The sequence below is a fragment of the Fischerella sp. JS2 genome (genome assembly GCF_032393985.1).
GTDB lineage: Bacteria > Cyanobacteriota > Cyanobacteriia > Cyanobacteriales > Nostocaceae > Fischerella.
Genome location: NZ_CP135918.1, coordinates 1,649,926 through 1,662,447 on the forward strand (window position 1 = coordinate 1,649,926; position 12,522 = coordinate 1,662,447).

Genomic DNA, 12,522 nt, shown 5'->3' on the forward strand with positions numbered 1-12,522 from the left:
CCGCAATCGGCAGATGCAGACACGCAAGCTCTTAAACTGGTGGCAAGCACTCACACCATTGGCACGATTTGGTGCGATCGCTTTATTTGCTCCGCTTTTGGTGCTGAATGGCTGGGCACTTTCAGTCATTTTCCATTACTTTCACTCGCTGATTGTTATCTTGGTGGGAGCCTCCGTACTAGCGTTTCTGCTCAATTATCCTGTAAGTTGGATGGAACGTCATGGTGCTAGGCGAGAGCAAGTAGCCATTTTAGTGTTTTTACTGGCTTTGTCGATTTTATTAGCACTAGGTTTGACTCTCGTCCCACTAGCTCTAACCCAAGCCCAGCAATTAGTGGCACGTTTACCGGAGTTAATTGACTCTGGACGCTCCCAATTGATGATTTTGAATGAAAAAGCTGAAAGCATGGGCTTACCCATCAACCTTGATGCTCTCTTAGTACAAATCAATGATCGTGTCAAGGGACAATTGCAGGCGATCGCTGGACAAGTTTTAAATCTAGCGGTTGTTACCTTCACCAGTCTATTGGACTTTTTGCTGACAATGGTTTTGACTTTTTATCTGTTGCAGCATGGGGATGAACTTTGGCAAAGTCTAGTTAGTTGGCTACCCAGCAAATTTCGTGAGGCTTTTTCTCAAACTGTACGTCTGAGCTTTCAAAATTTCTTTATTACTCAGCTAATTTTATCTACCTGTATGGCTTCAGCCCTAATTCCAACTTTTTTATGGCTGAAAGTACCATTTGGTTTGCTATTTGGCTTAAGTATTGGGATTATGGCTCTTGTTCCCTATGGTGGATCTGTGGGTATTGCCTTGACTACTTTGTTGGTATCGCTACAAGATGTTTGGATGGGAGCAAGAGTGTTGATTGCGGCAGTTATAGTACAACAAATTTTAGAAAACTTGATCGGCCCAAGAATACTAGGCAGCTTCACTGGGTTAAATCCAGTTTGGGCGTTAATTTCGGTTTTAACAGGGGCAAGAATAGGTGGTTTGTTGGGCGTCATTTTGGCAGTGCCTACTGCCGTTGTCATTAAGACAGCTTTGAGTGCTTTACGTCCTGATGTTGCATCTAATTACAGCGAGACAGGGGATGTCACCACTCCCAGTTCTGATCAAGGGGAAGAAGTATGTCGTAAACAAATAGGTGAAACAGCAAATGTGCGATCGCTAGAAGTAGGCACACCTGTGACACCAGAAGCATCTCCTCCGACTGCTTAGTCAAAGGCTAGTTGTTAGTTGTTGGTTGTTAGTTGTAAAATTACGGGTCTAAAATTGAACCCATAAATAAAATGCTTCCAGTTTGGTTGTCGCGAATTGCACAGAAAAACGGACGATCAACAATCATTTGGAATGGTTTATTAACAGGCAAAGATACTTGGGTAACGCCTACAGAAGTAGTTGCAGCAGCTTCTGTTCCCTCTTCGTTTACTTCCACAAAGGTTTTATGCTTAACTTCGCTAATTGCAAGGTTTAACCCCATGTTAGAAAAATCAGCTTGGTTAGTAAAAGCCTCACCCATACCTAATGCTTTTAAAGCAGTGTTAAGTGTTACGTCATAATCCATTTTGAAGCGGGGTAGGCGAATAAAACCTTCTTGCTGACTAAACTGGGACATCCATTTTTCCCAGTTATCAGCATTGAGATTTTGATAAAAAGTTTTCAGATGAGAATTCTGTTTTGGCAAAAAGACATAAAAACTGAGCTTAGCATCTTTACCATAGGGTAAACTCACTGCTTGAAATTGTTCGTTTTCATAGTATTTATATTTACCTTTTTGTGACATCATTGGATGTTGTTTCTGAGTACCAGATGTCAGATAAAAAGGTTGTTGGACAGTTTGTTGTTTATCAAATTCGTTTGTCCATTTGCCTTTAAAATAAATGGCATTCAGCAGGAATAATATTTGGTCTGGTTCTATTGATTCAATAATCTTGTCAATTCTGCCACGAGTATTTTCGTTTACCCAGTTATTAATCGTGCTCACGGAGTTTGGATCTTGAAAGTTTAAATTCGTTACATTTGCTTGGTAGAATTCCTGACTTTTCTTAATAAAATCAGGTTTAAATTTAAATTCTTGATTAGCCCAAAGAGAGTTAGCAATACTCAATTGAATTTGTGGATCTGGATTTTCTAAAATCTGTTTTAACGCTGCGTTAGAGGAATTAATTTCCTGTAAACTTAATCCCTGTAATTCCAGTGTTTTGACCATTGCTTGTTGAGTACTGCCGTTAGCACCGTTGTAGGTCATATCTAAAGCGATCGCTACACTGGCAGGTGAAATAAATACATTTTTGTTGCTCTCTTGTTTAAGAATTTCTTCAAAAAGTTTGAAGCCAAATTTGGTGTTAGCTAGAATAAGTTTAGTATCAGGCAAGACAGATTTTTGAGCAAGAGATTCTGAGCGAGGTACACCGGATTGGGCATAAACTTTTGTATTACCATCAACTTGGGTACATCCAATCACACCCATTAAAACCACACTAGCAGCTGCCAGAGCGTAGCGCCTTCCCAAACGCACGGCATAACGTCTTTGTAGGAATTTTTCCCAAGAACTACCAAATTTCTGCTTCATGTTATCACACCAAAAGGCAGAGTCTATCTATTGACTATGACATTTCAGGTTGCATAGCCATTTGGTGGTTACAGTTTTGGCAACCATTTTATTAGGAAGTGTAGAGCAGGGGAATAGAGGCAGGACTGTAGCTTCTGCTGCAAAATAGTGCAAAAAAGGTCTCATTAAAAATCTAGCTCTATGTCTGGGATCATACAACGAAAGACTCCAATAAATTTTAGTGGACCAGTCATATGCTTCCATCTAGTAGCAAAATTAGTCTCATCAGCAGCATGTGGAGGATAATAATTGTCTACCGTATTATGTTTATCGTACGTAATAACAGACTATAGTATTGGCATAATCTAGTCCCAAAGCAGAGGCTGCACACAAAGCAGGTTTGTAGAAGGACTCAGACTATGCAGGAGATGCAATCAACTCACTTATGGGTATTTCCCCATCATTGCTATGATGTCCTCCTAGCTAATCGAGATCGTACCAATTTTCTCCTGTATCTGTTGCAAACTGAGAAATAGGCTCAAAATCATTTTCTGGGTCTTTTCTGTAAATTTCTGCAAAGTATTGGTTAAGTTCTTCCTAGAAACTAAAGTTACCAATCCAAATTAATACAGCGACTTCTTCTGACATTTTATCGTCCTTATTTCATTCCCACGTTTTCAAGCGTGGGTTACTGCTTACTGTTCCCTAGTCCCTTTTTCCCAGAGTCCACCAAGCTAAAGCATAAGGTTGAGTGGGTTCATTGAGTTGGTTCTGAAACTGGACACGAATTTTATACTTACCAGTAGAAGGGACAGGACAAAAAATATGTTCTACACTATCGACTTCGCTAATGGAGGCGCAAACAGTCTCTGTATTTGGACTTTTTTCATCGGCTTTGACTAGATAGATATCAAGGTTATTTAAACCGCGATCGCGAAAATCTTCCCCCGTATCAAATTGATTATTATTATTTTTATCGTTGAGTTCTACCAACCTGTCCCAAGCCAAGGTTATGGAGATAAAACTATTCTGCTGTAATGGTTTAGCTAAAACATATTCCACAGACGAACCAGCATTGATAGTATTATAGTTCCAACCAATTGCAGGTACAGATTGTGATGGTTGCCATTGACCCGCACTAAATTGTTCGTAAGCTCGATAGGCATTTAAATGACCTGTTCCCATTTGAGGATCTAAAGGTTGTTTGGGATTTTTATAAGCCTCAGAAGCTAGCCAGTCTTGATTTTGTTTATTAATGAGTGTTCTGGTCATTCCTAGCCGCAAACCATCGCCGATGTCTTGAATTTTTTCGGCTGAGTTTAATAAGACAGCTTTCATAACTTCATGTTGGCGAGAAGCAACACTCCAATTGGATTGTTTTGTGCGTAATTGTCTATCACCAAATTCTTGTAATAAAGCAACTGTAGCTGTAACGTGAGGTGCTGCAAAACTTGTGCCTGTGACTTTGTTGATTTTGCCATCAGGATTAAGCGAAGGAATATTACTACCAGGAGCAACTATACTAATTGTTCCACGTGGACCAAGATTAATTTCCTTGCCAGATAGACGCAGAGTCATTGCCTCAGATGTAGCTACTAAATTAGAAACATCTACTTTATTAAAAATTCCTCCCCGACGAGAGGAAAAAGCCACGTTAACTCCATTAAAATTATCGGTAGGGATAGGAATTCCTCCTTTACCCTGATTGCCAGCGATTACATACAAAACGTTGTGAGCGCGAGTCGACCAGTCAATACATTGGGTTAGTAAGGCGTTACCATCCAAAACAGCATCCGGTCGCGGATCGCGGTTTAGAGGTTCGCCAAAGCTAAAGTTAATGGCGCGAACATCACCACCGTTCTGTAAGGCGATGTGCTGTGCAGACAAGCATTCTTCTGGCTGACCCATTTTAGTGGAACCCACAGCAGATGAATACAGCCGCGCTCCTGGAGCTACTCCTGGAAAGGCTTTATCTGTACTAATCATCACACCAGCAACATTATAAGCGTGAGGATCTACACCTGTATTTGATTTAGCAGGGCTATTGCGTAAAAAGACACCTGCTATATTTACAGAGCGATTTTTAGAAACCGCTTTGTCCACACCAAACTTACCAGGACGTCCAATTTCCACCTGACCAATAGCAATCTTGCGACCTATGAGATTATACGGAAGCTTATGTAACTTAAGAGCATCAATGCCGTTAGTACTAATGGTGTTTTCCAAAGCTAACACCGGCACACTCAAACAGGAAACACTTAAGCCCCAAATTATCCAGCTAATTTTTTTTACCATACTCATTTGTCGTTAATTGTTGGTGGTTGGTTGTTGGTTGTTGTTTGTTGAATCTTAACCTGATCCCCTATACCCCATACCCTAATTCCCAAGAAAGCCCATAGCAAACTAGTGAGCCTTTGCTCAAGTTTTGTTACAATGTTTACAGAAAAGGACGCTTAAATATCCACTAGCCATGACCAAAACGCTATCTAACAAGCCGATTGTAATTGCTCCATCTATCCTATCAGCCGATTTTAGTCGCCTGGGAGAGGAAGTACGCGCCGTAGATGAGGCGGGGGCAGATTGGATTCATGTTGATGTAATGGATGGTCGCTTTGTACCTAATATTACGATAGGTCCTCTGGTAGTGGAGGCGATTCGTCCAGTTACAAAAAAACCACTGGATGTCCACTTGATGATTGTGGAACCAGAAAAATATGTTGCAGATTTTGCCAAAGCAGGGGCAGACATTATCTCTGTACATTGTGAACATAATGCGTCGCCACATTTGCACCGTACCCTCTGCCAAATTAAAGAACTTGGCAAGCAAGCTGGTGTTGTGCTTAACCCATCTACACCTTTGGATTTAATAGAGTATGTGCTGGAAGTTTGCGATTTAGTATTGATTATGAGTGTCAACCCTGGTTTTGGCGGTCAAAGCTTTATTCCAGCAGTAGTTCCCAAAATCCGCAAGCTGCGTCAGATGTGTGACGAACGTGGTCTTGACCCTTGGATTGAAGTAGATGGCGGACTGAAGGCCAATAATACTTGGCAAGTTTTGGAAGCCGGAGCTAATGCAATTGTAGCTGGTTCGGCTGTATTTAATGCTAAAGATTATGGCGAGGCGATCACAGCTGTTCGTAACAGCAAGCGTCCTACACCAGAACTAGCACAAGTCTAAGTTATATGGTTTAACTTTCATTCTTAAAAGAAAAGCACACTTGGTGCTAACTGCAAACTAATTAAAAAAGGGCGACGTAAAAGCGATCGCCTTTTTTATTTGACCTGTTGTAAGAAGTCTATTCTATTCAAAATATTTCATTCGACTGGTTAGCTGATGTTTTCCATCAATATATAAATGTAATTATTGGCTTATACTCCTCACCCCCATTGCAACCTATGCAAAGACAGGGCAACAATGAATCTAACCACTCAGGGAACTCATTACCCCATAGTGGGGAATTTTTTCGTGCTTTAAGTGCTTGTTGTCCGGTAGGTATTTTTACGACAGATACCCAAGGTTGCTGTACATATATCAACCCTCGTGCTGAATCTGTGTGTGGCTTCAAGGCTGAGGAAATTTTAGAAGCAAGTTGGGTGCAGTTTCTTCACCCTGATGAACGGGAATCTATCATGGCAGTGTGGGTGGAAGCAGTATTTGCAGTTGGGGAATTTTGCCGTGAATGCCTTTTCCAAACTCCCCAGGGAAAAATTCAGCGAGTGCAGGTAAAATCTTCCCAGTTGCATGATGAACAAGGAAATCTCATCGGTTCCGTAAATGCGATCAAAGAAATTACTGATCAGCAAGCAGCGCTATCCGAATGCCAACAAGTCCAGAAAAATGTCCATCAGTTGGCATCGCAACTTCAACAGACAGATGTAGCATTGCGAGAAAGCGAACAACGGTTGCGATTGGCACAAAGGGCAGCAAGAATTGGCACTTGGGAATGGAATGTGCAAACTGGTGAAGTATCCTGGTCAGAAGGCGTCTGGAGATTATTAGGACTAGAACAAAATAGTGAAGAACCGAGTGTTCAACCTGGGATTGATTTGATTCACCCCAATGATCGCGAACAAGCGATGCTTAATGTAGAAACGGTATTTGCCTACGGGGAAAACTATTATGACGAGTTCCGCATTATTCGAGGAGATGGTTCTGTGCGCTGGCTGGCATCGCAAGGACAAGTCATCCGCAATGCCCAAGGGCAGGTTGAACGGTTTCTAGGCGTTAATATTGATATTAGCGATCGCAAGCAGGCCGAGGAAGCACTGGAAACCCACTTGGCACAATTAGAAGCTGTAATTAATAGCATAACTGAAGGACTAGTGATTGCCGATCCCCAAGGCAATGTCCTGATGTTTAATCCAGCAGCATTGGCGATGCATGGTTTCCAATCTGTCGAAGAGGTACGTCAACACGTACAGTCTTTTAGTAGCCTATTCGACGTATGCGAACTTGATGGTCAACCCCTAGCGGTGGCAGACTGGCCCATCTCCCATGCTTTGGCTGGCGAAACCTTCTCAGAAAGACGGCTGCAACTGCACCGAACAGATACGGGTAAGCGTTGGGTGGCTCAGTATGGAGGAACACCTGTGCGTAATAAGACAGGTGAAGTGATTTTGGCGCTCGTTACCATGACTGACATAACTACTCAATATAAAGCAGAACAGGAGCGCGAACAACTCCTAATTCGCGAACAAGCAGCGCGGGTGGAAGCAGAAACTGCTAGAGAACAAATCACCCAAATTTTGGAGAGTATCACCGACGGCTTTTTGGCGTTTGACCATGAGTGGCGCTTTACCTACCTCAATCATGAAGGCACGCGTACCTTAGGGCGTTCTCCCGAGGAATTGCTGGGCAAGAATCTGTGGGAAGAATTTCCCGAACTCGCACAAACCAGTTTCGGTCAGTTGTACAAAAGGGCAGTAGCTGAGGGAGTGCCACTGGAACTAGAAGACTATTATCCCCCCTTTGATGCCTGGTTTTCTGCCCGTGCTTACCCTTCTGCTGCGGGACTGACGCTCTATTTTCTAAATATTAGCGATCGCAAGCGAGCCGAAGCACAAATTGCTATTCTCAACCGAGACTTACAAAAGCGAGTTGACGAACTCGAAACCCTATTTGAAGTCATTCCGATCGGCATTCTCATAAGTGAAGATCCAGAGTTTAAACATGTGCGAGCCAACCTTGGCTTTGCCGAAATTTTGGGAATTTCCCAGGAGGACAATGCCTCATATACTCCATTAGAAGCTAATTTTAACCCTCCCTATAAAATTTTTAGCAATGGCAAACAACTGCGTCCAGAAGAAACTCCTCTGCGTTTTGCAGCGATTCATGGTGTGACAGTGGAAGGGGCAGAGGTCGATATTCTACGGCATGATGGTACGTTGTTTAATTTGTACGGCTATGCAGCTCCCCTATTTGATGAGCAAGGTCAGGTTAGAGGAGCTGTGGGTGCGTTTTTAGACATTACTGAACGCAAAATTGCTGAAGCTGAACGAGAACAACTGCTGGAGCGGGAACAAGTTGCACGGGAAGCCGCCGAAACCGCTAATCGCATCAAAGATGAATTTTTAGCTGTGCTTTCCCACGAACTACGCACTCCGCTCAATCCTATTCTTGGTTGGACAAAATTGTTGCGGACTAAAAAATTGGATGAGGTGAAGACAGAATTTGCCTTAGAAACCATTGAGCGCAATGCCAAACTACAAACTCAACTGATTGAAGATTTGCTAGATGTTTCGCGAATCCTACAAGGTAAACTTACCCTCAATGTGTGTCCTGTTGATTTAGCTGTGACAATTGAAGCAGCAAAAGAAACGGTACGTTTGGCAGCAGAAGCTAAATCAATTCAAATTGATACGAAACTTGAGCCGACGAACAAACAAGTGAGTGGTGATCCAAATCGCTTACAACAAGTCATGTGGAATCTGCTATCCAATGCAGTGAAATTTACTCCCATTGGTGGACAGATTCATATCAAGCTGGAGTATATTGATACTCATGCCCAAATTACAGTTAAAGATACAGGCAAGGGAATTAACCCTGAGTTTCTGCCCTATGTATTTGATACGTTCCGACAAGCCGATAGCACAATTACTCGTAAGTTTGGTGGATTAGGATTGGGATTAGCGATTGTGCGTCATATTGTCGAAATGCATGGCGGTTGTGTCTCTGTAGAGAGCGAGGGAGAAGGACAAGGGGCAAAATTTACCGTCAAGTTACCTTTGGCAGGTACAACTGTACAGGCAAACCAAAAAAGTACTAAATTAGAAGACTCACCTAATTTGCATGGATTAGCCATCCTAGTTGTAGACGATGAATCAGATACCCGTGAGGTGATTAGCTTTGTATTAGAACAAGCTGGAGCAAATGTCACCAAAGTTGCATCAGCACGGGAGGCGCTAGAGATATTAACAAACTCACCACCCAATATTTTGATCTGTGACATTGGGATGCCAGAAATGGACGGTTATATGTTGATTCGACAAGTGAGAGCCCGCTCAAAAGAGCAAGGCGGAGAAATTCCAGCAATTGCTCTGACAGCCTATGCAGGTGAGGTGAATCAACAACAAGCGATCGCTGCGGGATTTCAAAAGCACCTATCTAAACCTGTAGATCCAGAGGAATTGGTAAGAGCGATCGCCAGCCTATATACTGAACATTAAGCAACTAACGTTTCTGTAAGTCATGACTTTATTTGCTTGGGAATAATCATTGTTGCAGCAGGTAGTGGAACAATTTTCCTGCCCTCTTGCTCACTAATGTGAGACGCTAAAACATGTAACATTTCTTGCCGTTGTTCATCAGAAAGCTGGCTCGAGTCTGCCTGACAAAAGAAATCCATAAGTGCTTTCCCTGCTAAAGAATTGTCTTGAAAGCAAAGCGTGACATCCATGTATTCTGGATAATTTACCACTTCATAAGACAATCCCAGCTCGTCAACCATAGTCTGCATTTTTTCCATCTGTAGCATTTCTGTAAAGCCTTCTCCCGTGAGGGCAGCATATTTAAAGATAGTGTCATAAATAACTGCGTCTGTAGTATCAAGAGTCAGGATTAAAAAGCCATGATCTTTAAGCATCTCCATTGCCCTTTGTACAAGCTGCTTCTCGTAACCGGGCATATGATACATTGAGTGGGTGTAGTGAATAATATCGAACTTTTCATCTGTCCAAAATTCTTCAATTTTTTCTGGATGAACTTTCCAATCAACATCAGCAAATTCTGGGGCAGTAATTTTTTGCTCATAACGCTGTCGATGTAAATGGTTTGGTTCAACAGCGACATATCGAAGTTTTAATTCTTTTGATATTTGTTGCTTGAGAGTAAATATCACCTGTACATCAAAATCACCTGGCCCAGCCCCAACACTTAATACAGCTATTTGTGGGGAGTATGGCTTCAGGTGTTTTTGCATTAAATCAAGAGCTACTTGGCGATTTACTTGCCAGTTTTGCAGAAAGACTTGGTAGCTGGCATCATAGGCTTCATACAACTTAATTTCTAGTTCAGTAGCAGAAATCACAGGCATTCTCCTAACAATTTATAGTGTACTATTGCAGATATTTGCAACCGATTATCATCACACTCTTTGCACAAAAATTATCAGTTTCTCATAACAGAATCTTGAGAATTTCTCAAAAATTCATGATTTTAATGTCCAATGTTATCGCTTTTCTACATCTTATTAACTCTTAGTTCATTGATTATAAATTTACTAATATTTAATTAAATTTAAACCAATTACTCCCACAAAAATTAAGCCAATACATAAGACTTTAGCTAGGCTAATACTTTCCTGAAAAATCATTGCACCCAATATTGATGTTCCAATAATTCCTATTCCAGACCAGATAGCATATCCAACACTAATTTCAATTGTTTTCAGAGAGAATGCAAAAAAGCTAAATGCAAGAGGATAACCAATTATTGACCCCATTAAGTAAATCGGTTTTGAGAAGCCATCTGCAAATTTTAGAGAAGTAGTTGCAAAAATTTCACAAGCAATTGCTAGAAACAGAAAAACCCAAGCCATGAAATTATTCTCTAAGTTCATAACTAATAATTTAACGTGATGTGTGACTGCTTTTAAAACTAATTACTCAAATTCTATTAGTTTGCCATCGCCAGGGCTAGGTGCCATAAGTCTAAGACATTAAGTGGTCAGGGACAAGGAGGACAAGGGGAGCCAGTGCAGTGGACTCCTTTCCCGGCATAAAGCACCTGGCGTGGAGGAATTGTATCAGTAATTTTATAAAATGGTACAAGAAGGTCCATCCCAAATTTTTTAAAACACAAAACGAAGTAGCTCTATTAACACTCTGCTACCTGGTGCGTTAACCTCCGCGACCCTCAGCGTTTAAAAATAAACTCAAGAAAAACTTAAACTAATTTCTCTAAGGCATATCAAAATCACGCACCATCGGCGCATCGTTACCAAAGAAAAATCTACTAAATTTGAAATAATTCCCTCTTAAAACAACAACACCCAAGCATCTAATCGCTTAGAAATTTCCTCTCTCTACATAATTTAACTTAGGGTTGTACTGCTTGAAATTTGCTTCAAAACAGTTACATTGCCCTCACTTTACTACTATGAGGAAATATTAGCATTCGAGTTGGGTGTTGGTGTTAGTTGACGAGACAGATTGCAATAAAACAGCTTCTTTACCTCTTAACTAAAATGAACATTGGCTGTTAAATCTGCCAGGGAAGCTTTCTAGCTTCAATTAATAAGTTATCACTACCATAATGAGAATAAATTATTCTGCAACTAAACTTTACTTTTTTACCAAAGTACTAGGAATGCGATCGCTTTATCGAGTTACAGACCTATTTAAAAGTACAAGCGATCGCTAATTCTGCATGTTGCTTGAGTGTATCTTGGTCAAGGGCAGAAACTGAGTATTGCGGCGTCATGGCGATTAAACTATCAATTCGCATTCTTGCTGCTTCAACGATGCGCTCATCCAGGCTACCGTTACTCACAGAGTCTACAAAATCTTGAGCGATCGCAAAGGTGCGTTCCATAGATGATGAAGGTAGATTGCCCGAGATAATGAACAAATCACAGCCAGCATTAAATGTCTGTGCCACGGTGCCACTTTTAGCATACATATTTGAGACTGCTTTCATATCCAAGTCGTCAGATATAATCACTCCTGCAAACCCAAGTTCTTCCCTAAGTATGCTCGTTAAGATAGTTTGTGAGAGTGTTGCAGGTACACCTGCATCTATCTGTGGAAATAAAATATGAGCAGTCATGATCATCGGCACTTGTTCGGCAATTAGTGCTTTAAAGGGGATAAGTTCGCGATTTCGTAGTTCTTCTATGGTTAAATTCAGAATTGGTAACTCTAAATGGGAATCTATGCTGGTATCTCCATGTCCAGGAAAGTGTTTAGCACAACCAATAATCCCAACTTCCCGCAGTCCCAGGAAATAATCACGCGCGCCAGCAGCAGCAGTTTCCGGCGTGGTTCCAAAAGCGCGAGATCCGATAATTGGGTTATTAGGATTAGAGAAAATATCTGCTACAGGCGACCAGGATATATTAATTCCCAATGACTTGAGTTCTAATCCTGCTGCTTTTGCGACTTCACGCGCCCGAGACTGCAACAAGAAAGCATGGGGAAATCGAGTGATTGGTAAATATGGACGATGGACAGTACCACCTTCATGATCGATGGTGATCAACATCGAGTCATGTTCAGCATATTGCCGAATTTGATTAACTAGATCCTGATAGATTTGCAACCATTCTTCGTAGTGAATACCGTAACGAAAGTTCTTAGCGTAAAAGATAATCCCCACTGGCTTTAACTCACTCAGTATGCGTTTATCCTCATCGCTTAATTTAGTACCAGAAATACCAACAATGAGGTGACGTCCAAAGCGATGCATATCTTGCGCTGCTGCCATGATGGGTTCCTTATGCTAAACCTACTGGGATACAAATTCTAACCC

The 12,522-nt window shown here is 41.5% G+C and carries 8 protein-coding genes; 3 read left to right on the forward strand and 5 right to left on the reverse strand.

Going from position 1 to position 12,522, the window contains the following annotated elements:
* Positions 1-13 precede the first annotated feature (13 nt).
* Positions 14-1,222, forward strand: a complete 1,209-nt coding sequence (locus RS893_RS06895; RefSeq protein ID WP_315791894.1) for an AI-2E family transporter — start codon at positions 14-16, stop codon at positions 1,220-1,222.
* Between the two features lie 40 nt (positions 1,223-1,262).
* Here the strand turns inward: RS893_RS06895 and RS893_RS06900 are convergent, their stop codons facing one another.
* Positions 1,263-2,576 (reverse strand): serpin family protein, encoded by a 1,314-nt coding sequence (locus RS893_RS06900; RefSeq protein ID WP_315790472.1) that lies wholly within the window; start codon positions 2,574-2,576, stop codon positions 1,263-1,265.
* Positions 2,577-3,260: 684 nt separating this feature from the next.
* Entirely contained in the window at positions 3,261-4,850 is a 1,590-nt protein-coding gene (locus tag RS893_RS06905) for a S8 family serine peptidase (RefSeq protein ID WP_315790473.1), read from the reverse strand.
* A gap of 175 nt (positions 4,851-5,025) precedes the next feature.
* Between RS893_RS06905 and rpe the strand changes: the two genes are divergently transcribed.
* Positions 5,026-5,733, forward strand: a complete 708-nt coding sequence (gene rpe, locus RS893_RS06910) for a ribulose-phosphate 3-epimerase (protein WP_315790474.1) — start codon at positions 5,026-5,028, stop codon at positions 5,731-5,733.
* 218 nt (positions 5,734-5,951) lie between these two features.
* Positions 5,952-9,221 carry a PAS domain S-box protein gene (locus RS893_RS06915; RefSeq protein ID WP_315790475.1) on the forward strand — a complete coding sequence of 1,090 codons (3,270 nt, stop codon included), beginning with the start codon at positions 5,952-5,954 and terminating at the stop codon, positions 9,219-9,221.
* Positions 9,222-9,241: 20 nt separating this feature from the next.
* Here the strand turns inward: RS893_RS06915 and RS893_RS06920 are convergent, their stop codons facing one another.
* The 3 genes from RS893_RS06920 to nagZ all read right to left on the reverse strand — a co-directional run bounded on the left by RS893_RS06920 (position 9,242) and on the right by nagZ (position 12,477).
* Positions 9,242-10,081: a class I SAM-dependent methyltransferase gene (locus RS893_RS06920; protein WP_315790476.1), complete on the reverse strand. Its 840-nt coding sequence runs from the start codon at positions 10,079-10,081 to the stop codon at positions 9,242-9,244.
* Between the two features lie 192 nt (positions 10,082-10,273).
* A complete protein-coding gene (locus RS893_RS06925; protein WP_315790477.1) occupies positions 10,274-10,591 on the reverse strand; it encodes a multidrug efflux SMR transporter in 318 nt (105 codons plus the stop codon).
* 797 nt (positions 10,592-11,388) lie between these two features.
* Positions 11,389-12,477, reverse strand: a complete 1,089-nt coding sequence (nagZ, locus tag RS893_RS06930; RefSeq protein WP_315790478.1) for a beta-N-acetylhexosaminidase — start codon at positions 12,475-12,477, stop codon at positions 11,389-11,391.
* Between the last annotated feature and the right edge of the window lie 45 nt (positions 12,478-12,522).